Annotated in this window: 18 protein-coding genes; 16 read left to right on the plus strand and 2 right to left on the minus strand. The window is 24.0% G+C overall.

Annotation, left to right across the window (positions count from 1 at the left end; all coding sequences use genetic code 4):
• Positions 1 to 25 precede the first annotated feature (25 nt).
• The 7 genes from T314_RS0103205 (at position 26) to udk (ending at position 9908) form a co-directional block, all read left to right on the plus strand.
• Entirely contained in the window at positions 26 to 745 is a 720-nt protein-coding gene (locus T314_RS0103205; protein ID WP_029512160.1) for a hypothetical protein, read from the plus strand.
• A complete protein-coding gene (locus T314_RS0103210) occupies positions 738 to 1451 on the plus strand; it encodes an RsmE family RNA methyltransferase (RefSeq protein ID WP_029512161.1) in 714 nt (237 codons plus the stop codon). Before T314_RS0103205 ends, T314_RS0103210 begins: the two co-directional genes overlap by 8 nt.
• A gap of 179 nt (positions 1452 to 1630) precedes the next feature.
• Complete coding sequence (locus T314_RS0103215; protein WP_029512162.1) at positions 1631 to 4624, plus strand: DEAD/DEAH box helicase family protein; 2994 nt, start codon at positions 1631 to 1633, stop codon at positions 4622 to 4624.
• A 68-nt stretch (positions 4625 to 4692) separates the two neighbouring features.
• Positions 4693 to 6063 carry a DNA (cytosine-5-)-methyltransferase gene (gene dcm, locus T314_RS0103220; protein WP_029512163.1) on the plus strand — a complete coding sequence of 457 codons (1371 nt, stop codon included), beginning with the start codon at positions 4693 to 4695 and terminating at the stop codon, positions 6061 to 6063.
• Positions 6053 to 6694 (plus strand): hypothetical protein, encoded by a 642-nt coding sequence (locus T314_RS0103225; protein ID WP_029512164.1) that lies wholly within the window; start codon positions 6053 to 6055, stop codon positions 6692 to 6694. The genes dcm and T314_RS0103225 overlap by 11 nt, the downstream gene beginning before the upstream one ends.
• 11 nt (positions 6695 to 6705) lie before the next feature.
• Positions 6706 to 9219, plus strand: a complete 2514-nt coding sequence (locus tag T314_RS0103230) for a DUF262 domain-containing protein (protein WP_029512165.1) — start codon at positions 6706 to 6708, stop codon at positions 9217 to 9219.
• 65 nt (positions 9220 to 9284) lie between these two features.
• Positions 9285 to 9908, plus strand: coding sequence for a uridine kinase (gene udk, locus T314_RS0103235; RefSeq protein ID WP_029512166.1), 624 nt, complete (start codon positions 9285 to 9287; stop codon positions 9906 to 9908).
• A 5-nt stretch (positions 9909 to 9913) separates the two neighbouring features.
• On the opposite strand, the gene T314_RS0103240 is transcribed toward udk, so the two are convergent.
• A complete protein-coding gene (locus T314_RS0103240; RefSeq protein ID WP_029512167.1) occupies positions 9914 to 10801 on the minus strand; it encodes a hypothetical protein in 888 nt (295 codons plus the stop codon).
• A 129-nt stretch (positions 10802 to 10930) separates the two neighbouring features.
• Between T314_RS0103240 and parE the strand changes: the two genes are divergently transcribed.
• The 5 genes from parE (at position 10931) to T314_RS0103265 (ending at position 22016) form a co-directional block, all read left to right on the plus strand.
• A complete protein-coding gene (gene parE, locus T314_RS0103245) occupies positions 10931 to 12892 on the plus strand; it encodes a DNA topoisomerase IV subunit B (RefSeq protein ID WP_029512168.1) in 1962 nt (653 codons plus the stop codon).
• Complete coding sequence (locus T314_RS03900; protein ID WP_029512169.1) at positions 12876 to 14810, plus strand: DUF262 domain-containing protein; 1935 nt, start codon at positions 12876 to 12878, stop codon at positions 14808 to 14810. The genes parE and T314_RS03900 overlap by 17 nt, the downstream gene beginning before the upstream one ends.
• A gap of 15 nt (positions 14811 to 14825) precedes the next feature.
• The gene (gene parC / locus T314_RS0103255) at positions 14826 to 17552 is read left to right on the plus strand and encodes a DNA topoisomerase IV subunit A (protein WP_051612901.1); all 2727 of its coding nucleotides are present in this window, start codon (positions 14826 to 14828) and stop codon (positions 17550 to 17552) included.
• 1 nt (position 17553) lies between these two features.
• Complete coding sequence (locus T314_RS03905) at positions 17554 to 19209, plus strand: P-loop NTPase fold protein (RefSeq protein WP_051612902.1); 1656 nt, start codon at positions 17554 to 17556, stop codon at positions 19207 to 19209.
• Positions 19210 to 19298: 89 nt separating this feature from the next.
• On the plus strand, positions 19299 to 22016 hold the full coding sequence (locus tag T314_RS0103265; protein ID WP_029512172.1) for a DEAD/DEAH box helicase family protein: 2718 nt from the start codon (positions 19299 to 19301) through the stop codon (positions 22014 to 22016).
• Positions 22017 to 22050: 34 nt separating this feature from the next.
• Here the strand turns inward: T314_RS0103265 and T314_RS0103270 are convergent, their stop codons facing one another.
• Complete coding sequence (locus tag T314_RS0103270) at positions 22051 to 22833, minus strand: MurR/RpiR family transcriptional regulator (protein WP_029512173.1); 783 nt, start codon at positions 22831 to 22833, stop codon at positions 22051 to 22053.
• A gap of 125 nt (positions 22834 to 22958) precedes the next feature.
• Here T314_RS0103270 and T314_RS0103275 point away from each other — a divergent pair, with 125 nt between their 5' ends.
• Genes T314_RS0103275 through T314_RS0103290 form a run of 4 tightly spaced genes read left to right on the plus strand, consistent with a single transcriptional unit; the run spans position 22959 to position 26104 of the window.
• Positions 22959 to 23399: a PTS sugar transporter subunit IIA gene (locus T314_RS0103275; RefSeq protein WP_036237563.1), complete on the plus strand. Its 441-nt coding sequence runs from the start codon at positions 22959 to 22961 to the stop codon at positions 23397 to 23399.
• Between the two features lie 13 nt (positions 23400 to 23412).
• Positions 23413 to 25167: a PTS ascorbate transporter subunit IIC gene (locus tag T314_RS0103280; RefSeq protein WP_106380177.1), complete on the plus strand. Its 1755-nt coding sequence runs from the start codon at positions 23413 to 23415 to the stop codon at positions 25165 to 25167.
• A 15-nt stretch (positions 25168 to 25182) separates the two neighbouring features.
• Entirely contained in the window at positions 25183 to 25458 is a 276-nt protein-coding gene (locus tag T314_RS04000) for a hypothetical protein (protein ID WP_029512176.1), read from the plus strand.
• Positions 25445 to 26104 carry a ribulose-phosphate 3-epimerase gene (locus T314_RS0103290; protein ID WP_029512177.1) on the plus strand — a complete coding sequence of 220 codons (660 nt, stop codon included), beginning with the start codon at positions 25445 to 25447 and terminating at the stop codon, positions 26102 to 26104. The genes T314_RS04000 and T314_RS0103290 overlap by 14 nt, the downstream gene beginning before the upstream one ends.
• Positions 26105 to 26110: the final 6 nt, after the last annotated feature.

The following is a 26110-nucleotide window of genomic DNA, read 5'->3' on the forward strand; positions in this document are numbered from 1 at the left end:
TAAAACAAAGAAAGGAAAAATGATCATGAGCAACAAAATGAATGACAAAATTGAAATGTTAGAAGAAGAAGTTAAGTATAGAAACATAAAAATTCAAAAATATGTTATTAAAGACATTTTACAAAAAGTTGTTGAAGCTGGTTTTGACAAAACAAATCTTTATTTTGTTTCTCAAGAAGGTGAAGCAAGTCAAGCATATAAATTTATAATGGTTACTAAACAATGAGTTAGTTCAATTGTTAAAGATGTTGATTTACTTCCTTTAAAAGAAAAATATAAAGATAAGATAAAACAAAAACTAATTAAATTAGATAATCTAGAAATAGTTAAAGAAAAAAGAATCAAAATATATGAAATAGATCAAAAATATTTGGATTTACTAATTCAAAAATTAATAGCAAAAAATAAACTAATTCCTATTAGAAAACTTAAGAAAAAATTATTTATTTTAACTGATGACCGTAAAAACCAATATACAAATAATTTGAATATTTTAAATACAATTAATTTTAAAACACTAGAAGATCAAAAGAAGATGTACCAAAAACTGTGAGATAAAGAAGTTAAAGAATATTTAAATGAAAGAGAAGTAGCTTTAACTAGATTAAAAGATCCTAATAGATACAATTTTTTAAATGATTACTATAAAAAAGATCCTAAAAATCAGTTACTGAAAGATTTTAGACCAGATAAAGAAAAATATGATATTTTTAAATCAATTATTAAAGGTGAGATAAATGTTTAGATATTTTGTTGAAATTAAAAATAATAATAATTTTATTATTAATAATAGTGATGTGCATCATATAAAAAATGTTGTAAAACTTAAAAATAATGAAATTATTGAATGTGTTTATGAAAAACAAGTTTATCAAACTAAAATTATAGATTTAACTTTAGATCATACTGTAGTGGTTGAAATTATTAATATAGAAGAAATAATAATAAGCAATATTAAAAAAGTTTTAATAGCTGGAGTTTTAAGAGAACAAAAATGAGATTATTTATTACAAAAATCAACAGAACTTGGGGTTGATGAAATCATTCCTGTTATTTTTAAAAGAAATGTAGTTAAAATTGACGATAAAAAGATTAATCAAAAATTACAAAGATGACAAGCAATTTGTGACACTGCAGCTAAACAAGCAAAAAGAACAACAATTCCTGTTGTTAATAATTTAATAACTAACTTAAAAGATTTAAAAAATAACTTATGTGATTTAAATCTTGTAGCATGAGAAGAAGAAAAAAATATTGGACTTAAAACTTATTTAACACAAGACTTTAACTCAATTAGTTTTATTATTGGTTGTGAAGGTGGAATTGATGTTAGTGAAATTAAAATTCTAGATGAAATAGGCTTTAAGAATGTTAGTCTAGGAACCAATATATTAAGAGCTGAAACAGCGCCAACATATGTATTAAGTAGCTTAATTTATGAAAATAAATAATCTTAGTATTTAAAATAAAGGTCAATAAGTATATAATTATAACGTGTCTGGCACCGCCTTTCCTTAATTATCAATTATATTTTAGCCAGACACATCACCCTAACCGGTGATTTTTTTATTTTTATTCTGCTTTTGGAAGTTTAAAATGTTAAACTGTTAATAAATAAGATGGTGAAAAAATGAAAGATAAATTATTGCAAGATTTGCTATTAAATATTAATACTATTGATAATGTTGAATTTAAAGAACAAGCTAAAAATAAGAGTGATAAATGACTTATAAATCAATTTCAAAATGTTTTGGAAAAAAAATTAAGTTCTTTTAATTCATTTAATCAGAAGCTTGAATTTATTAATGGTTTATTATCTAATGAGGAAAAATTTACAGAATTTACTAATAAAAATAAAACTAAAAATAACATAAATTGTAATCTAAGTCTTAATGAACTAGTTGTTTCGTTTAAAGATTTTATTGAAGAAGAATTTTTAAATGCTAATAAGGTACTAATTATTTCTCCTTTTATAAGTTCGTTTATGGTAAATAAACTAAGAAATTGACTAACAAACAATAAAAATTTAAAAGTTAAAATAATAACTACAACTTTTGATGGTTCATCAAGATTTCTTTCATTAGAAACATTAGTTTATTTAGAAAAAGATTTTAAGGAAAGAATAGAGATTAGAATTGAGAATTCTTTTAAAAATAATGGCTCAAGAATTCATATGAAAGCATATTGTTTTTTAAGAGAAGGCGGATTTAGTAATTTATACATTGGATCAAACAATTTTACAAGAACTGGAATAATGATAGGAAATGAATATTCAATAAAAATTAGTGAATTTAGGGAAAAAGAAATATTTAATAACTTTATTTTAGAGTTCAATCAATTATGAAAACAAGAATTAATTGATATAAATAATTATGAAGTTGTAAATAAAATGATATTGTCACAAATTTTTATTGATGAAATAAATAGAGAAAAAGAAAAAGAACAAACTGAAATAATTAATAATTTATCAAATAAGAAAAATAAATTGGAATTGTTTAATTATCAAAAGGACGTTATTGAAGTTATTAATCAAAGGGAAAAAAAGGGAATTAATAAACACTTAATAGTAATGGCTACAGGAACTGGAAAAACAATAACAATTGCTAAGTATTTTGAAGAATTATTTTATAAAACGTCTAAACCTTTAAAGATTTTATTTTTAGCCCACCAAAAGGAAATTTTAGAACAAGGAATATCAACTTTTGAAAAAGTTATTCCAGGTTTTAAAAATCAAGTTTGTGAGTTTTATGATCAAAAAAGTAAAATAGAAGACTTAAAACTAAAAAATTATATTTTTGCCACTTTTCAAAGTTTACTTAAAAATTTAAACTTCATACAAAATTATAATTTTGATTTAGTTATTTTAGATGAAGTACATCATATTGAAGCGAAAAGTTATCAAAAAGTTTTTGATTTAGTTTCTTCAAATACAAAAACTCTGATTGGATTAACAGCGACCCCACAAAGAACAGAAGGAATAGATATTAATAAATATTTCAATTATGAGTATGCATATGAATTGAGTTTATATAATGCATTGTCAAATGATTTGCTTGCTCCATTTGATTATTACTTTATTCAAGATAAAACAGTTGATTTAACTGGTATTGATTTAAATAAAATAGAAAAATTAAGTGAAATATTAAGCTCTGAACAAAGAAATAAATTTGTTTTAGAAAACATTAAAAAAATGATAGGAATAAATAATCGTGATACTTCAACGGTTCTATTTTGTTCGTCTATTGAGCATGCAAATAAATTAAAAAAATTCCTGTGTGAAAATAATTTAAGATGTGAAACATTAACTAGTGAAAATAATAGAATTGAACGAGAAAATATAATTAAAAAATTTAAAAATAAAGAAATAAATTATTTATGTGTAAGGGATATATTAAATGAAGGGGTTGATGTGCCTAACATTGATAGAATAGTATTTTTAAGACCAACAAATTCATTGCTTATCTACTTGCAACAATTGGGAAGAGGTTTAAGAAAAACACCAGATAAAAAATTACAAATTTATGATTTTGTAAATAATGTTGATTTGTATGTTAACAAGCAATATGATCCATTTTTATTGTATAAAGCATTTAGAAAAGAAACAAATATTAAAATTAGTGAATTAATAAATAATAATTTTAAAATTGGTTCTTTTTTACCAGCAGGGTCAGAACTATACATAGATTATTTAACTCGAAATGATTTAATTGAAAAAATTAGAAAGTATGAATCAAATAAAAAAATAGATAATATAATTCTTGAATATTCTAAAGAATTAAGCTATGAAAATTACAAAAAAATGTTTATTGAAAATCAAATAAGAAATAACTTTACTCCATTTAAAATTTATTCGAAAGGTAAAACATTTATAAAGAGTAATTTTGATTTTGCAAAAGTTTTATCAAGAATGTCAATTAATAATAATAAACAAATTATAAGTAGATGAACTAAAATAGTAAAAACAAAAGAAATAAATTTAAATAATTTGGAAGATAAATTATTTATGGCAAATTTTTGTAATAATAAAATAACAATGAATAATAAAGAATTTGAAAAAAACCTTTTAAAATATTGAGAGTTCATAAAAACTAGAACAACTGTCTTTGAAGAATTACTTTATTTATTTCAATTTAAAATTGAATCTGAAACACTAATTGATAATGATATAGAAAATTACGAGTTATTAAGCATTGAATATTTAAAAGATATGTATGTTACTTATGACCAAATTTATGTTCTTCTAAATAATGGAATAGAAAAAAATGAATTTAAAAAGAATTCATCTGTTCAAGGCATATTTAAGGCTTCTGAATCAAAATATGTAATATCAGCATCTTCTTTAACTCAAGAAAAAGAGCATAAGCATGCTAATTATTTTTCTGACAAAAATAAAGAATTAATTTGAGAATCACCTGATTCATGAAAATATGAAGATAAGGAAAAGATTGATTTAATATTAAATAAGTATTATGTTTTTTATCAATCACAAGAAACTGTTGAATTATTTGATGAAACTATTAGAAAATACATAGGTAATGTTAAGTCTATTGAACTAAGAGAATCAATAACTAATAATAAAGAGAATAAGAAAGAAAAAATTAGATATAAATTTAAAATTTCATAAACTAAATTATTATTCTTGCAAAAAAAAAAAAAAAAGATAGAATCTTTCTTAGATGGGAAGATTTTTTTATGCAAAAAATTAAAGTTTTCGAAACATTTTCGGGTATAGGAGCTCAACATAAAGCTCTTGAAATTTTAAAAAGTAATCATATTCTTGATTATGAAGTAGTTGCCACAAGTGAATGAGATATTTGAGCTAATATATCTTATAATGCAATTCATTATAATAATCTTAATGTTGCTGTAAATTTAACAAATGATGAATTAGATTCTTTTTTATTAAAATTTACACATTCAAATGATTCTAAAAGTCCAATGTCCAGACAACAAGTTCTAAATTTGCCTCGCTTAGTTAAAGAGAACTTATATAGTTCTATTAAAAATTCCAATAATTTAGGAAGTATTACTGAAATAAAAGCTGATGCCTTAATTAAAAGTATAGATAATTTTGATTTACTTACTTATTCTTTCCCATGTCAAGACTTATCAACTGCTGGAAGTTTTCATGGAAATAATAAAGGAATGAAAAAAAATAGTGGCACAAGATCTGGATTATTATGAGAGATTGAAAGGATACTTAAAGAATTAAAGAAAATTAATCGATTACCAAAATACTTATTATTGGAAAACGTTAATAATATGCTCTCTGAAAGACATAAAGATGACTATATAGATTGATTGAACTTTCTAAATACAATAGGTTACAATACTCAAACTTATGCACTAGAAGCAAATGAATATGGAACTCCTCAAAACAGGAAAAGAATTTTTGCCTTTAGCGTTAGAAAAAATTTAACTAACGATTTTAAAGATACTTTTCGTGAGAGTAAAGGTCAAATAATTAAAGAAATTAATACTCCTATTGACGTAAGCAAAAAAATGAATATTAGAAAAGATATATTTGAAGTTCTTAAAGAAAACTATTCTATTAAAAAATACAAAGATGAGGCAATGAAAGCTACTCCTAATAAAACAAGAAGCAGAAAAAAGATGTTTGAAAATAATAAAATGCTTTCAACTAAGGTTGACACCAACATAAATAAACATAAAAATAAAACTTTTATAAAAGATGACAAAACTTATAGTAAATTTTCCTCAACAATTACAACCAAGCAAGATAGAGATCCTAACGGAGGAGTTATAAACTTAAAAAAAACTGTTTTACAAGATAAATTTAATGACAAAATGAACATTCAAAAAGCTAACTTCAGACTTTTAACGCCAAGAGAATGTTTTTTATTAATGGGTTTTGAAGAAAAAGACTTTCAAAAAATTTTAGATATTTCAAATAAAATAAATCTTTCTCATATGAAGAAAAATAAATATTTAGGTGAGGCAGTTTTATATAGACAAAGCGGCAATAGTATAGTTGTTAATGTTTTAGTCGCCATATTTAATAAAATTGCAGAAATCGAGGAGAAGCTCAAAAATGAAAACTAATGATTTTGAAAATGAAGTTAAAAAATTATATTTTAAAATTTCTGGATTAGAATTTGATTTAACAAATCCTAAATGATGAAAAGTTAAAACAAGTGTTAAAAGCATGATAGAAACTTTATATAAAATTAAAGGTAATTTTAAAGAATTAAATTTTACTTATAATGCAGAAACTAATAAGTTTTTTGTTAACGGAGATTTACAAGGTATTGTTGATAGCACATTTAGACAATACTTTATTATCGGTTACATTTTAGGTGTTTTTGAAATTGATAAAGACATTATTTTTGCTTCATCATTTCATGATTATGTTATTAAAAAAGAAAAATTTATGCTAACAAAAGAATTTTGTAACAAAGTTAATTATCAAATGTTTTTGATAGATTTAAATTTATTAAAAAGAATTAAAGAAGTTATAATGTGAGCAAATCCTGATTCATTTATTTGAGAACCAACAGTAAAATTTGTTTTTACTTTATGTAGTTATGCTGTTGCTTTCAAAAATAATTCACTTGAACTAATGATAAATTTTTTAGATTTATATAAGCAAAAGAAAAATACAAAAATCACAGGTGCAATTGATGAATATAATTATCAAAAAGAAATAGCAGTTAAGTTTGCTAATTTTATATAAAGGAGTTAAAGATGGAAGTCAATTTATTTAAAAAATTTTATGATTACTTATCACCACAAGAAAGATTAGATTTAAAAATTATTGAAACAAAAATATCAAGTGAGCAAGATGAAATTGCCAATAATATTTCAATTGAAGTATCTAAGATATTAGAATCAAAAATGAATCGAATTTTAGAAGAGAATCAAATTTATCTATCTATATATGAAAAAACTTCAAAGGTAATTTTTGATAAAATTTGCTATTTGTATTCAGAAGAAAAAAAGCTTGAATCAGGTTATAGAAAAAATACTCAAATACCTAAGATAATATTCTCAACTTTTTATTATATAAGAAATTGAAGAAATGATGAGGGTCATCCAAGCGAGATAGGAATTAAAAGAAGTTTTGCGGATACAATTCACTTAGTTAAGTGTTTTGATTTAGTATTATCATTTTTAATTAATTTTTTTAATGATTCAGACTTTATGATAGATGATTTTGATGAAGATTTTCTTTTAAAAATTTTAAATCAACGCAAACATTTTATAGATGAAATAATCGATGAAAATAAAAAAGCAGATGTAGGATCTATTAAACTTGGAAAAATAGATATAAGTTCGTTTGTACTTAATCCTGAAATAAATTTCTTTATACCATCTTATCAAAGAAAATATAGATGAGATTCAGAGACTTGTAAAGAACTAGTAAATGGAATACTAAAAAAAGCAAACAGTATTGATGATGAATATTTTGGAACAATTGCTGTAACAATTGAAGAAAATACAAGAAATAATGATGTTAGAACAGTCAGATTAATAGATGGACAACAAAGAGTAACAACATCACTTATTATTTTTAGAGTAATTTTTGATTTATGAAAAGAAAAACAATTAAACTCTTATGAAGAAAATATTTTAGAAATGCCAAATGAATTACAAGAAACCTTTGTTAACGTAGGTTGTTCTAATAAATATAAAAATGTAACAGGAAATCAAGTTGAAAATAAATCAATAGATTTTATTTTAAATGAAAATTTATCTTATAATGAAAGAAAAACGAAAATAACAAATTTTGAAACAATCGGTAAATCACAAGTTGCTAAAAATTATTTTGCCATTCATGATATGTTGGTTTCATTGTCTCAAGATGAATTAAGTTCTTTCTATCAAAGATATGCATACAAATTTTTAATTTCATGTGTTGATTTTAATAAAACTCCTGCCGAAGAAATGGAAATATTTGAAACATTAAATTCAAAAGGCACTGAATTAGATTCTTTTGATATGATTAAAAACTTTTTATTTAATCTAGTAGATAAAGATATTTTTTTAGAAAAAGAAGAAGAAATTACAAAAATATTTAATGAATATATCAGCTTTGATGATTTAAAAATTGAAGAAGATAAAAAAAGAAAAGTTCAAGAAGCATTTTTATTTAGTTATTGTGAATATAAATTATTAGAGTTTAAACAATCAGATAATAATTTAAGCAAAAATAAAAAGTCAATTTTAAAACATTTTAAAAAAATATATGAAACTAAAAATAATATTGATGTAGATGAATTTAAAAAAATAGTTTCAGAAATTGGAAAATATGTTCTTTTAGCTAAATCATTTGAGTCAAAAAATTATGAAAATAATACGTATGATTTATTATTTCCATTAAGATATAACATTGCAAATATTGCACATAAGGATATTTCTTTATTTATAATCTTTTATATAATTGATGTTTTTGCAAAAAATAAATGAGATTCTTATAGTAAAACAATAAATTATAAACATAAATTAGAATTAATGAAAAATACCTTATTTGAATTTGAAAAATGAATAATTTCATTATTGCAAGTCTCAGGAACTGGTCAATCATTAACGAAACCAATTTTAAGATTATTTAGATTTTTAAATTTCTTTGATACCTCTAATCGTGCTATACAAGAACAAATTCCAAACATGATAAAAAAATGATTATCAATGGAAGAAGAAAATTCATTTACATTTCAAAGTAAAGAACAAAAAAAATTATTACTTGAAAATATTGATTTAAAAATTCCTACAAGTGAACAGCTATATAATTCTTTAATAAGCAAAAAAGTTCAAGATAAAAATATAGCAATGGTTTTACTAAAAAGATTAGAAAGTAAATTAATTAATAATTGAGAAATAAAACGAGACAAAAATTCATTAGAACATATTATGCCAAAAACAATTAAAAAAACAAAATGAATAGATTATTTAAAAGATAATAACTTACAATTAAATGATAAAGAAATTTTTGATAAACATGCAGAATATATAGATAAGATAGGAAATTATTTAATACTTGACAAAAATAAGGAAAATTCTAAATTATCAAATGCTGAATTTAGTTTAAAAAGAATGGATTTTGAAAAATGAAATAATCCATTGTGTACATTGATTTTTAATTTTAGCAGTAACGCCAATTTGTTAACAACAGAAAAATTTGGATTTAAAGAAATTGATGAAAGATCAAAAGCTATTTCAAAAATCATAGTTGAAGAAATTTATTTTAAAAACAATTAACTGCTTAGTATATCTAAGCTTTTTTTGTTAAAATTAAATAAATATTATAAAGTTAAAGGGGTATAATGAGCAAAAAAGTAACATTGATTTTAATAGCTGGAGGAACCGCTTCTGGTAAGACAACTGTGGCTGACAGAATTGCAAATGAAATACTTAAGGGTAAATCAGTTACCCATATTTCAATGGATAATTACTATAAAGATTTTGGTGAATTGACTTTAGAAGAAAGAAGAAAAATAAATTTTGATCACCCAAATAGTGTTGATAGTGAATTACTTTTAAAAGATTTACAAGCTTTAAAAGATTATCAACCAATTAAAGTGCCAGTTTATGATTTTAAATCTTCTTCAAGAACCAAAGAAACAATTACAGTTAAACCAAGTGATGTTGTAATACTTGATGGAATTTTTGCATTAGCAATTAAGGAAATAAGAAAACTTGGTGACATTAAAATTTTCATTAAAACATCTAATGATTTAAGATTTATTAGACGTTTACAAAGAGATATTAATGAAAGAGGCAGAACTTTAGAAAGTGTTGTTGAGCAATACCTAAATGAGGTTAAACCAATGCATGACGCATTTATTGGGCCAAGTATTGAATACGCTGATTTAATTATTCCTTATAAAGAAGGAAATGATGTTGCTGTTGATTTGGTAGCAACTAAAATATTGAGCTTAGTTAGCTAATATAATTAAAAAAATCAAGGTATTGTTCTTTTGATTTGTAAAAGTTCAAAATTATCATTAATTATAGCTAATGTTTTGAACACTATAATGTGTTCATTTTTTTCTTCTTCTACAAAAATATCCAGCTGAGTTTTGCTTTTTAAAACTCACAAAATTTTAGCTTCGCATTTAAATTCATATTCTTTTTGCCAAATATTAGTTATTTCAATATCTTTAATCTCAATATTTTTCACATCAATATTGATCTCATAAAAAAGCTCAGGATAATTTAATTTAATTTCTTGTAATAGAATTTCATTATAAATAATCGGTTCAATACTATCATTAATTTCTTTATTAAAAAAATTAATGTAATTATAATTAATCATTTCTAATTGTGAACAAGCTTCGCACTCATTACAATATCCTTTTTCACAAATAATATGTCCATTCTTTTCATTTAATTTCATGTCTAATTCATTTTTATTTTCAAAATTTATACAATTAAAATTTTCATAATTAATGAAAAGGTAGTTAGCCATTTCCAATAAATCTAAATCTTCTGTTAAAAAATAAAACAAGTTATTGTTTTCTGATTTGTTAATATAATAATTAATTTCCATTAGAATAATAAAATCTTTTACTTTTATTTGTCTTTTCCCTGAATTTTCTTTTCTAAATAAAAAATCTATAAACTCACTTTTGCATATTTGCAATTTGAAGTTGTTCTTTATCTTTATATTTTTTTTCTTATTTTGCATTTTAAAAATTTGTTTAATAGCTTCAGAATTTATTTTTTCTTTTCTTACTGAATTCGGAATAACTATAATTGTTTCCTTTTTATTAGAAATGTATTTTATAAAGGGAACAGATTTACAATTTATAACAGAAGAATCCAAAAAAAAATATTTCATCTAATTAACACCTCATTTTATAAATAATTATACAAAATAAATAATGATGATTACTATAAATTAAACAAAAATATTTTGATTAATTTATAATTAATATATTATGAGATTTTATGTGTAGAGGGAGAATACATGGCAAAAGAAGTAAAATATGATGAATCGGCCATTCAGGTCCTTGAAGGTTTAGAAGCTGTTAGAAAACGTCCAGGGATGTATATTGGTTCAACTGATGTTAGAGGACTACACCACTTAGTATGAGAAATTGTAGATAACTCAATCGATGAAGCTTTAGCTGGATATTGTACAGAAATTAATGTAACTTTAGAAAAAAATGGAAGTGTGACTGTTGCTGATAATGGACGTGGAGTTCCAATTGGAATGCACTCAACAGGAAGACCAACACCTGAAGTTATTTTTAGTGTACTTCATGCTGGAGGAAAATTTGGTGGAAGTGGTTATAAAACATCAGGAGGACTTCATGGAGTTGGTTCATCTGTTGTTAATGCTTTATCTAAAAAATTTAATGTAACAATTTATCGTGATAAAAAAGTTAATGAAATTGAATTTACTAATGGGGGAAAATTAAATTTACCTTTAACAGAAGTTGGAACAACTAACAAAACTGGTACTGTTGTTAACTTCTTACCAGATGATTCGATTTTTAATACTACAAAATTCAACTTCACAACAATTAGTGAAAGATTAAAAGAATCAGCTTTACTAAACTCTGGTTTAAAAATAACTATATCAGATAAAGTTAATGATAAGTTTGTTGAATATCAATTTGAAAATGGTTTAGTAGAGTTTGTTAAAGAATTAGCAAGTGAGTTTACTCATATTACTGATCCTGTTGTTATTACTGGAGAATCAAAAAGAATTGCTTCAGAAATTTGTATTCAATATACAGAAGATTTTAATGAAACTATTTTAGGTTTTGCTAATAATGTTAAAACTGGAGATGGTGGAACACACATTACAGGTTTTAAAACTGGATTAGTTAGAGCAATTAATGATTATGCTAAAAATAATAAAATTTTAAAAGATAAAGATCCAAGATTAGACTCAAATGATTTAAGAGAAGGATTAGTAGCTATTGTTACTGTTAAAATTCCTGAAGACTTAATTGAGTATGAAGGACAAACTAAAGGTAAGTTAGGAACACCAGATGCTAAAACAGCTGTTGAACAAGTTACTTATGACTTTATGAACTTCTGATTAATTGAAAATAAAGTACCAGCAACTAAAATTATTGAAAAAGCAATGTTAGCAAGAAGAGCTAGAGAAGAAGCTCGTAAAGCAAGACAAGCTATTCGTGATTCAAAAGGTAAAAAAACTACAAGAGCAATGTTAGGAAAATTAACACCAGCTCAAGGGAGAAAAAAAGAAATTAATGAATTATATCTTGTTGAAGGGGATTCAGCTGGAGGAAGTGCAAAATCTGGAAGAGATCGTACATTCCAAGCTATTCTACCTTTAAGAGGGAAAGTTATTAACTCTGAAAAAGCTAAATTAACAGAATTAATGAAAAATGAAGAAATTCAAACAATCATTACTGCAATTGGTGCTGGAATTGGTCAAGACTTTGATGTTAGTGACATTAACTATGGAAAAGTAATTATTATGACCGATGCTGATACTGATGGGGCGCATATTCAAACTTTATTATTAACATTCTTTTACAGATATATGAAAGATTTAATTATTAATAAGCATGTATTTATTGCATTGCCCCCATTATACAAATTAACTTTTGCCGATCGTAAATTTATTTATTTATGAGATGAACAAGAATTAGCTGATTTTGCTAAAACAGCTACTAAAAAATATGAAATCCAACGTTATAAAGGACTTGGCGAAATGAATGCTGATCAATTATGAGAAACAACAATGAATCCAGCAGAACGTAAATTAATTGTTGTAACTATTGAAGATGCATTAATGGCGGAAAAATCATTCAGAACTTTAATGGGTGAAGATGCTGAAAAACGTAAAGTATGAATTCAAGAAAATGTTAAATTCACTTTAGAAGATAATGATGATGCAATCATCTTAAATGAACAACAAGAGGAACTCCACAATGGAAACATTAAATAATATAAAAACTGATCCTAAATTAATTTCTATAAAAACTTTAATTGATAATAAGGAAAATAAAATATTGACTTTGCCTCATTTTCAAAGAAATAAAGTTTGGACCAAAAAAATGAAGGATGATTTTAAAGAAACTTTAAAAAAAGATTTTCCATTTGGTTCAATTCTTATTCATAAAAAAGCTGATAGTGACAAACAAACTCTAATTGATGGGTATCAAAGACTTTCAACAATAGAAGAATTTTGTAAACAACCGTTCAATGATTTAAAATGAAATGATCTTGGTGTTGCTGATGATTATTTTGTGAGTATTTTTGATGAAAACATAAAAAAATACAAAAGTTTTCAAAAATTTTTTGTTGAAAACTTAAAAGAGATAAAAAACAATTTGGATACTTATACTATTGTTGAAAACACTATTTTACAAATTTTTTCCAATGAAAAAATTGATCAAAATCAAGTTTTTATAAAAGCAAGCAAAATAACTAAGGAAATTTCAACAAAAATTCTCGAAATTAAATCAATAAGTGATGAATTTCAAAATAAACAAATTCCTGTTATTTATGTAACAACGTTTAAAGAACATGGAGTAATCACTGATATATTTACAAAATTAAATACTTCAGGACAAAAACTCTCTAAGTATGAAATTGCAGCATCTGATTGAGAAAATATAAAAGTGTCAATAAAAGATTACGAAAAAAGCCAATTGGCAGAAGAAATTATAAATAATTTAAAAAATAAGTATGATTATTATGAACATAATAAACATAAAACTGGTATACAAATGAATAAAAACTTCAATGATATTGTATTCAATGAGGAAATAGATCTATTTGAACTTTTATTCGGCTTTTCAAAAGTATTAGAAGAAAATTCAACTAATTTATTCAATAAAACTAAGAACCAAAAAATTGATATATTTGAAGAAGGTTTTGAATTGATAAATTATTGCTTAGGTGGTACAAACAAGACTTTTTCAAAATTAAATGATTTATTTATTGATAAGTTTAAAACAAATGAAGGATTAGTGAGTTTATCGAAAATTTTATTATTTTTTAAAAATGTCAATATTGTAACCAAGTCAGTTAATGATTATTTTTTAGAAGATAACACAAAAATACTATTGGGATCAGTAAATAATAAAAATATATCTTGAGGTAAAACCAAAAATGATAATAAATTATTAAAGCCTAGTAAGTTTCAATCAATTTCGTTTATAGTTGAAATTTTCAAATCTGTTTTTAAAAATGAAAATGATTTTAATTTTAACGACAGTGACAATGATATTGTTAAAAAAATAATAAAAATAATAAAAGATGAATTTTATATAGGACACCACTTTATATATGATACGTTCACAGATCTATTTTCAAGTTCTTCAAACAAAACTGTTGATGCTATAGTTAATGAAAATAAATTTAGATATTCAGATTTTATACCTAAAGAAGAAATGAAAAAAGTTATAGAAGAAGTGATAAGAAAATATAATAATTCAGTTTCTCATACAGTAAGACCAAAAATTGATAAATCAATAAAAATTATAATATCGATAGCATATAATGGAATATGAAATAAAAATTTAAATAATCACAATTGTAATATTGATCATTTAATTCCGTTTGATTTAAATAAAAAACTTAACAAAAAAATAAAAATAAATAGTTTAGGAAATCTTGCATTGTTGAATTCCACTTCAAATTCTATAAAATCTGATAATGATTTATTAAGATTAATACAAGAAAATAAATTTAATAAAACTGATGTTTCAAATTGAACATTTTTGGAAGAAAATGATTTTAAATTATTCTCATTTGAAAATAAGGAAGAATCAGAAGTAGAAAAAGACTTTGAAAAATTAGCAAATATTAGAGAAAATGAAATTAAAAATAAATTACTTAATTTCTTATATAAAAACTAGAAAGGAGAAATATACATGGCAAAGAAAATAGATAATTCAAATATTGAATCTGAAAAAGGAATAATTAGTTATGCTTTAGAAGATTTAATGGGTGAACGTTTTGGTAGATATGCAAAATATATTATTCAAGAACGTGCATTACCAGATGCTAGAGATGGTTTAAAGCCAGTTCAAAGACGTATTTTGTACGCAATGAATGAGTTAAATCTAACTTATGATAAACCATATAAAAAATCAGCTAGGGTAGTTGGAGAAGTTATTGGTAAGTACCACCCACATGGTGATACTTCAATCTATGATGCAATGGTTCGTATGAGTCAATGATGAAAACTAGGAATGCCTTTAATTGACATGCAAGGTAATAATGGATCAATTGATGGTGATAGTGCAGCTGCAATGCGTTATACTGAAACTCGTTTAGCTAAAATTAGTGATTTAATGTTAGATGACTTAAATAAAAATACAGTTAAGTTTGCGCCTAACTTTGATGATAGTGAAAAAGAACCAACTGTTTTACCAAGTTATTTCCCTAACATTCTAGTTAATGGATCAACAGGGATTGCTGCTGGTTATGCTACAAATATGCCACCACACAACCTTGGTGAAATTATTGATGCAACAATTAAATTAATTAGAACTCCAAATACTAGAATAGACACTATTTTAGAAATTGTTAAAGGACCAGATTTTCCAACTGGGGGAACTGTTCAAGGACGTAATGGAATTAAAGATGCATTTACAACAGGTAAAGGTAAAGTTATTGTTAATTCAAAATGGCATGAAGAAGATAATAATATAATTATTGATGAAATCCCATATGAAGTTGTTAAACAAGATTTAGTTAAAAAAATTGGTGATGTTATTGATGCTAATCCCGGTTTAGGAATCTTAGAAGTAAGAGATGAAACTGATCGAAATGGATTGAGAATAGCAATTGATTTAAGTGATAAAGCTAATTTAGATACAGTTAGAAAATTTTTATTTAAATCAACTCCATTAAGTATTTCATATAACTATAACAATGTTGCTATTGTTGATCTACAACCTAAACAATTAGGAATTGTTGAATTAATTCATGCATATATTGCTCACTATAAAGAAGTATTTACATTTAGAACTCAATTTGATTTAAATAAAGCTGAAAAACGTTTAGAAATTATTTTAGGTTTAATTAAAGCAATGAGTATTTTAGATCAAGTTATTGCAGTAATTAGAAGTTCAACAAACAGAAGTGATGCTATTGAAAACTTAATTTCAAAATTTGTATTCTCTCAACCTCAAGCAGCAGCTATTGTTGATATGAGACTTTATCGTTTAACTTCAACTGATGTGGTTAAACTACAAAACGAAAAAGAAGAGTTAGATATTAATATTGCTAATTTAAAAGCTATTTTAAATAGTGAAGAAGTAAAGGATAATGAAATTATTAATCGTTTAAGAGAAGTTAAAAAACAATTCCCAACTCCAAGAAGATCAATTGTTGAAGACAGTATTGAAAACTTAGATGTTGAACAAAAAGAAGTATTAGTTGAACACGAATATAACTTATGAATTTCAAAAGATGGATATTTAAAAGCTATTGAATCAAAATTAATTAGTAAAAATGATCCAGCTGTATTTGGTAGAAAGCCAAATGATATGTGAATTGCAGCTGGAGAAGTAAGTAATTTACAACATTTAATCTTAATTACTAATAAAGGAACATACTATTCAATTCCTTTATATAAATTACCAATGAGTAAATGAAGAGACATGGGAGTTCATGTTAACACTATTGCTACAATGGATCCAAGTGAACATATTGTTAGTGCATTTGTAGTTAAAGAATTTGTGGATGCTTTACAACAAATCTTAATTACAAGTAAAAATGGAAACATTAAACGTATACCAGTTAAAGATTTAGAAACAAAAATCTTTACACGTGCATTTAGAATAATGAAATTAGATGCAGCTGATGAAATTATCAGTGCTAGTTTAATTACTTCAAAAACTAGAACTTGTGGAATTATTACAAGAAATGGTTATGGAGTAAGATACCATATTGAAGATATTCCAGTTCAAGGAACTAATTCAAAAGGGGTTAAAGCAGCTAATTTAAAAGAAGATTATATAATTGCAGGTTTAGGATTAACAAGTGAAGATACTATTATGTATTTAACTGAAAAAGATGGAGTTAAAAAATTCAGAAATGAAGATTTACCAATCTATATTAGACCAAAGCGTGGAGTAAGAGTATTACCAGAACGTAAACGTGGAACTGAATACATTACTTTTGCATTTAACTTTAATGCAAATAATGAAAACATTATTAAAGCAATTGATACTCAAGATATGTATCAAGAAGTTAACGTTAATAAATATCGTCATATTGAATTAACAAGTGTAACTGGTAATTTTGATATTAAAGATGTTGCATTTGCTAGTTTAAGCGAAATTAACATGGTTAAACCAAACGATATGCCACCAGGTGCTTTAAATGCTGATGATGATGCTGAAGGATATGTGTCTAAAGAAGAAATTAGAGCACGTCAAGAAGCTTACAAAGGAAAAGTATCAGCTAAAGTAGTGGTAAGCAAAAATGTTAAAGAAGAAAGCGAAAAACGTATTCAATCATTAACTGGTGGTTTAAGTGATTTACTAGGAGATATTTCTTCAGTATTAGGAACACCAAGCAAACCAAAACCTAAAAAAGAAGTTAAAGATGAATTTCAATTAGATCTAAGTGATCTATTAGAGGAATAATATGGAAATCCATGATAAATATGATTTTACAAATAAATTATTGCCTATTTTTAAAACTAAAATTGATTCTTGATTTAATGTAAAAGAAAATAATGAAATTAAGTCTTTTGGCTTGTATGGCGAATGAGGTAACGGAAAAACAACACTATTAAAGTTATTTAATGAAAAATATAAGGCATATAATTTAATATTTGTTGATCTTTGAAAATATGAAATATTACTAGATGATAAAACTAAAATACTTGAAAATATATTAGAAATGTTAATAAATATTTTGGAAATAAATATCGATAAAAAATATGAAAAAATTAAAAAGGCAGCGAAATATATATATAATACTGGTGCAACTTTAATTAATTCAATTAGAATTAAAACTGACAATGTAACTTTTTTTACTGATTTACCAAAATTAGATTTACGTGAAGAAGAAGACTTATTTCTATTTGTAAAAGAAATTAATGAAAAAATTAAGGATAAGAAAATAATTGTTGTTTTTGATGATTTAGACAGATGCTCAAGAAATAAAATAGAAGAATATATAAGTTTTATAAAAAATATAGCAAACTTAATAGATGTAAAAATAAAAACTTTAATGGTTTTTGATTATACTTTTGTTAATAGTCTTCTTTTTAAAAATGATTCAATTTTGAATTATTTTGACAAAATAATTTACGATAGTTTCATGATCGACGAATTTGTTGAAAAAATATCTGATGTGAATTTGTCAGAAAAGATATATCAAGAGATATTTGAAGATGCAAAAAAAATAGGCTATTCAAATCTTAGAAGTAGAGAAATCATAGACTTAAAAGTTGAAGAAATAATTACTTTGATAAATTCACAAAACATAAATATTATTTCTAATAATGAAAAATTTTACGTAAATTTTATTTTTATTCTTTGCGTTTATTCTTATTATTTAGACAGAAAACTTAAAATTAAAATTAAAAGATTCATCGAAGAATTAATATTAGAAATTAAAATTTATAGAATTTTGAAAAAGAAAATGAAAAATAATTATAAGCATCAAATAGAGTTTTATAAAAGGTATATTAAGGATTTTTCTTTTTCATTTGATTGAAATAACATAAACTCGGAATTTAATTCTTTACTAAAAGAAACTTCTATTAAACTAAACAATCAAAATCAATATAGGTATTTGGTTTTAGATTCCGAATTTTCTCTTGAGAATCAGAGTAATAAAATATTGGATGCTTCAAATTTTTCTATAAAGGATTATAATGTAAAAGCTGAAGTAGAAATGTTTAATATATTTATGGGATTGGTTTATAATAAGGATAATTTTAACGATACCAGTAATATTAATTTTGAGATTTTTTTAAAACATTTTGAATTAGATTTTTCTAACATTAAAATCGAAAGATTAAATTATTATTACAGTAGTTCTAGCAGCAAAGTGAGAGATTTCATATTAAAAGAAAAAAATAGTGAATATTCAATTAGTACTAAATTTGATAAAAGCAATAAATTAAATGAAAAAATAATTAAATATAATCAAAGCACTAATGATGAATTAATTAAATTTAATGATTGTTTTAATATTTTAGCTAACTACTTTGAATTTAATGATCAAGATATTTTAAAATTAAATGAAGATGTTTTAGAAGTTCTTGAATTAATAAAGGATCAATTATAAACAAAAAATGCAAATACTTTAAATTTAATAAGTTTTTGCATTTTTTATTTTACTGCAATTATGAGAAAATAATTTAAAGGAAAAGAACTATGAAAGAAAAACTATTCACGAATAAAGATGAACAAAAATTATTAGAAGAAATAAATAATGAAATATTAACTTCTAATGAAGTTTATTTAATCTACCCTTTCATATCAAAAAGTATTCTTAATAAAATAGCTCCAACTTTTGAATTCTGTGCTAAAAATAATATTAAAATTAAAATCATTTCAACAACATTTGATGATCTAGCTCAATATAATAATTTAAATGAACTTAAACTATTAGCTGATAAGTATTCTAATATTAAAATTAAAATAGAGGATAATTTAGAAAGAACTAGTGAAAGAATTCATATAAAAGCTTCAATTTTTAAACGAGATCATGAATTCTCAACAACAATTATTGGTTCTTCTAATTTAACTGTTAAAGGAATGGTTTCTGGAAGAGAATGAAACATTAAATTAACAGAACAAAATAACAAAGAATTAATAAATAAAATGATTAATGAATTTGATAATTTATGAAATGAAGAATTTGTTGATTTTTCAGATGAGTTTGAAAGAGAATTATTAATTCAAAAGATTAAAGAAAATCAACAAGCAGTAGTTCAATCAAAAATAGAATTATTATCGAATAACTTAACTAAAAAATACTTATATAAATTTCAAAAAGAAATTATTGATAAATTAAGTTATCGAAGACATATTAATAAAAATAAGAACTTGGTAATTATGGCCACAGGAACAGGTAAAACACTAGTTTCTGCATTTGATTACAAAAGACAAACAGAACAAGCTAAAAAAGACCTTAAAATCCTATTTTTAGCACATCAAAGAGAAATAATTGATCAAGCAATCAAAACTTATCGCCATGTGCTTGAGAATAATGAATTTGGTGAAGTTATGTATGATGGAAGTATTAATAGTGATAAACCAACTCACTTATTTGCAACGATTCAAACTTTATCAACAAGATTAGATAAATTTGGTCCAAACGATTTTGACATTATTGTATATGATGAAGCTCATCATATAGCAGCAAATACTTTTGATAAAGTATTTAACTATTTTAAACCTCAACAAATTTTAGGTTTAACAGCAACTCCTGAAAGAGAAGACAATAAAGATATTAAAGCATATTTTGATGATGAATACGCTACTGAATTAAGACTATGAGATGCTATTGATCAAAAACTATTATGTCCATTTGATTATTATTGTATAGATGATAGTAATACTAATTTACAAGGAGTTGATTTAAACTCTGACAAAGATATTTTTAAAGTAGTTAACACTGATTCTAGAAATGAATTGTTATTTAAAACAATTGAAAAGTATTTAGGTATTTATGCAAGACCAACAGCATTAATCTTTTGTGTTACAGTTGAACATGCTATTAATATATCAAATTACTTAAACTCAAAGAATTTAAAAGCAGAAGCTTTAACTTCACAAAATACAAAAGATCGTAAAAGAATCTTACATGAATTTAGTACAGGAAGAATTAACTATTTATGTGTTGTTAATATTTTTAATGAAGGAGTAGATATTCCTGAAATTAATACTATTATTTTGTTAAGACCAACAAATTCTAAAACAGTATACTTACAACAACTTGGTAGAGGTTTAAGAAAAACAGAACTTAAAAATAAACTAGAAGTATATGATCTAATTTCTAATATAGATAATAAATATGATATTACTTTAGGAATTAGAAATTTATTTAATCCTGCTATTAGAAGTAGTAAGTCAATTAGTGCTAAAGAAGGTTTACCTTATAATTGCACAATTAACTTAGAAAAGCATACTGAAGAAATTATTATTAACAGTATGAAGAGTTGATATTTAAATAAAAACTCAATGAAATCATATATTGTTGAATATTATGAAAGATTTAAAGAAAAAGCACTTAATAACATATTGAAAGATTATGACTTAACTTTAATAGATTTTTATAATAACTTAGATAATTTATTTATCCCAATAGCTAAACAAATTAATAAGTTTAATCAAAATGAAAATAACACTAATAGAAACAAAAATATTTTAAAACAGTTTTTATTTTTAAATAATCATAAAATTATTGATTACTTTTATAAAAGACTATCAAACCAATTATCAAGTGATCAAATTAACTTGGACTTAGATAATTTATTAATTACTTCATGTTTATATGAAATAACTAGTTTTGATAAATTCTTAGATATTTATCCTAACTATTTAGAAATTAATGATTTAGTAAAAAATTTTATAGATGAACATAAAGTAATTGTTGAAGAGTTAATTATGATTCTTAAGTATAAAATAAATAATGAAACCTTAATATTTGAAAACGAATATGAAATAAGTTTGAATATAAATTCAACTTATACTGTAAAACAAGTTTTATCATTAGTTAATCGTACTAACTTTTTACACTATCGAACTGAAATGAAAGTTTTAACATTTCAAGCAGGGTTTTTAACTTTTGATAACTCAAAACAAATCATTTTAGCTGATGAAGACAGTGATAATTATGGTAAAAAAACTAAATATGATGAATTGAATAATATATTCTATTGATCATTACCTGAAAAAATGACAATTAAAAATAAAATAATTAAAGATTTTGAGAATAAAAACATTAGAAAATATTTGTTTATTCAAGATAAACAAAACGTAGATAAAAAGAATTTATATTTAAAACTTTATAAGTTTACTGGTGTAGGAAAATTTGAAAAAATGTTAATTGAAGATGTTCTTACAGCTAAATTTAAGTTAAAATAGTTTAAATAAAAAGTACTCAAAAATTGAGTACTTTTTATTTAGATTGATTATCTAGTATTTCTATTAAGTTTGTAATTATGTAATTATTTAAAAAAATTTGTTGTATTTTAGAATTTTTAACAAGTTTAGGTCTTTCCATTTTGGGAAAAGCAAAGAAATTAATTAAAAAATCTATTCTTTTATCAATAAAAAATTCATTTATTGAAGTTATAACGCAAACCTTAACACTATTTGATTTTATTATATTTAATAACTTATGATAATCAGCTTGTGCGAATAATTCTGAAAAAAATATAACAATGTCATCTTTCATAAGAGCTTTAAATTTTGGAAGGTTACCATATACATCATTTGTAGAAAATGATACAAAATCCAAAAGATTTAACGAGTCGCTGAAATCTCTTGCAGCTAAGTAGCTATTACCTGTACCAATACATCAGATTCTTCTAGTTTGAATTAAAGTTTTAGAAAATCTTTCAATTTCATGTAGATTCATTTTTCTAGTTGTCTCATTTAAAACATAAAAATTATAATTTTTTAAACTTACAATCTTTTTATCATCTTCTTTTACGTTAAAAAGTGTGCTTTCATTTCTTAAATGAAATGTCTTCGTTAAATAAGATTGAAATGATCTATAATCTCTAAATCCTATTCTTCTAACAAATTTACTAACTGTTGAATTAGAAGCACCAATAAGGTTACCTAATTCATTAATAGACAAATTTATGTATACTTCTGGATTATTATTTATTTTTTTAACAAAATCTTTATCAGAAATAGATAACTTATTGCTTAATCCGTCCAATATATTATTCATAATTTGTACCTCTATTCTAATAATAGTAAAAAAATTTTCCTTTTTGTAAAAAATTTGGAAAATTATTATTTATTTTGGAAATTATTCTAACATAAAGATAAGGAGTAATTCTCCTAGGAGGGAAAATGAAAATTTTTAAAAAAGAATTTATTCAGTTTGCAGATTCTGTGTCTGATTGAAAAGAAGCTTTAAAATTAGCTTCAAAACCTTTAATAGAAAATGAAAATGTTAAATCAGAGTTTGTAGAAAAGTTGATAAGTGAAACAGAAAGATTAGGTCCTTACTATATATTAGCGAAGGATCTTGCGCTAGCTCACATTTCACCAGAAGAATCAATAAATAAAAATGGTTTGAGTTTATTATTTTTAAATAATCAAGTTAATTTTAAAAATGATTCATCAGGTAATGTTAAATTCTTGTTTATTTTAGCTGCTGTTGATGGTGATTCTCACCTTGACATATTAAAAGATTTATCTTTAGCTTTTGGAAATAAAGAATTTTATGAAAAATTTTATAATGTTAAAACATTTGAAGACATTATAGAACTAACAAAAATATTAAATTAAAAAAGGAGAAATTATGTTAACTATAAGCCTTAATTTTTTGGCTGACGTAAGCAACAATGTTGATAAAACATTTAGTGATTATGTTATTAACTTTATTTCTGGATTCTTTGGAACACCAGCGCTTTTAATTGGATTATTTGCGCTAATTGGTTGTATTATACAAAGAAAAAAATTCGCAGAAATAATAACATCAGTATTTAAAACAGTAATTGGTTTTTTAATTATTGGTGGTGGAGCCACAATTATTTCTGGTTCAATTGGAAAATTTGGAGAAGCCTTTGTTCTATTATTTAATAGAGAAGGTTTTGTTGCAAATAACGATGTTATGCCAGGAATTATAATGAGTTTTGAAAAATTACAATGAATTGCTACAGCAGGTTCATTAATTTTAATATTAGGAATGTTTTTAAATTTAGTAATTGCAAGATTATCAAGTTTAAAATACGTATACTTAACAGGACATTCAGCATGATATTTTTCAACAATGATTGCTTCAGTAATGGCTGTTGCAGGTTTAGATAAAGGAGACATGTGATTAATTGTTTTAAATGGTGCTTTATTAGTATCAATGTGAATGGTTATTTCCCCAGCTTTACTAAACAGACATATGAAAATGATTACAAAAGGAGATAAGTTAGCTCTTGCTCATACTGGATCAATAACATATGCATTGAGTGGATATATTGGTGAAGGTGTATTTAAAATTAAAAAAGGAAATGTTCGTTCAACTGAAGACGTTAACTTTCCAAAAGGTTTAAATTTCTTAAGAAATACAAATGTGTCAATTGCACTAACAATGTTAATTTTATTTTTATTTGTTTATTTCTTAGCTTGAGGTGTTCGTGGAAATGAAGCCATGATTGAAGCTGGAATTGTTGGACAAAATGATTCAATTTTTGTTCAAGGATTAATTCAAGCGTTCACTTTTGCAGCTGGAGTTGAAGTATTATTAATTGGAGTTAGAATGTTTATTGCAGAAATAACACCAGCATTTAAAGGGATTTCTGATAAATTAGTTAAAGATGCAAAACCTGGTATTGATTGTCCCGTTGTTTTCCCATTTGCACCAAATGCTGTAATTATGGGATTCATAGCATCAGTACTTGGTGGGTTCACAGCTTTTGCTATTAATATTGGTGTTTCTGCTTCAATAGGTAGTTCAGTTGCTAGCGCAACATGAGCAGCTATTATTATCCCATCTATTGTTCCTCATTTCTTTACAGGAGCTTCATCAGGAATTTTTGGAAATGCAAAAGGTGGTATTTTAGGATGTTGAATTGGAGCATTTGTTAATGGGTTTATAATTTCAATGGTTCCTTGAATTTTCATAGGATTACAAATGATACAGCCAGAAATAACAAATTCAACACCTGTTGTATGAGGAGACGCAGATTTCATTTTAGGAATAATTCCATGATTTATTATTAAATACATGGGTGGTAAATATGTGTTACTAGGATTAACAATAATTGCTTGAATTTCTATTCCATCAATTGGTTATGCAATTCATACAAGAAGAATGAATAATAATGAAGAATACAAAAATACATATAACTTAGTAAAACAAACAAGAAAAGAATTTAGTGAAAAAATAAAAGAAGAAAAAAATTCTTTAAAATTAACAATAAAAAATGTTAAAGAAAATGAAATTGACAAAAAAATAGCTAAAACTGAAGTTGAAAAATATAAATTAGAATTTGAAAAAAAATATAAATCATTAGATAGAGAACAAGAAAAAAGAGTTGCTGAAATTAGAGCAATTAAATAAGAAGGTAGGAATAATATGAAATTAATAGCAGTATGTGGACAAGGATTAGGTTCATCATTAATAATTGAAATGAATATGAAAGATGCAGTTGAGGAACTAGGTCTTGATGTAGAAGTTGGGCATACAAATCTTAATTCATTTGATCCGACAGATTCTTCAATAACAGCAGTTGTTTGTGGCTTAGACTTAGAAAGTTCAATTAATTTTGATAAAAAAATTATTTTGAATAATTTATTTGACAAAGATGAACTATTAGAAAAAATAGAGAAATTCTTTAATGAAAACGTTTAAAATAACACCTTCTCTTTATATGTGTGATACAACCAAAATTTTTGACGAAATTAAAAAGTTAAAAGAAGCGGGTATTGATCATTTGCATTTTGATGTAATGGACGGACAGTTTGTTAATAATTATGCTTTTGGTCCTAAAATATTAGATGATATTAAAAAACATTTTTCAGAAATTGAAATAGATTCTCATATTATGGCTAACAATCTTAATGACAAAGTTGAACTTTTTAAAAATTCAGATTACATAACATTTCATATTAATTCACTACAAAATGAAGGCATTGAAAATTTGATAAAAAACATTAAAAGTTTAGGTTGTAAAGTTGGTATAGCTTTGGATTTAGAAAATAACGTTAATGATATCAAAAAATATATTAAAGATATTGATCTAATTACAATCATGAGTATCAAATCAGGCTTTTCAGGCCAAATATTTAATGAGTCTACATGATTTGTAATAGATGAAGTCGTACAATATAAAAATTTAATAAAACCTGAAATTAAAGTGCAAATAGATGGTGGAGTTAGATGAAACAATATTAAAAAATTAATTGATAGCAAAATAGATTGGATTGTAGTGGGTTCTTTACTTTTTGGAGAAGAAAATTACAACGAAGTAATCAAAAAAATTGAAAATTTAAAGTAAAAGAGG

It is taken from the genome of Mesoplasma grammopterae ATCC 49580, assembly GCF_000701525.1.
In the GTDB taxonomy this organism is placed as follows: Bacteria; Bacillota_I; Bacilli_A; order Mycoplasmatales; family Mycoplasmataceae; genus Mesoplasma; species Mesoplasma grammopterae.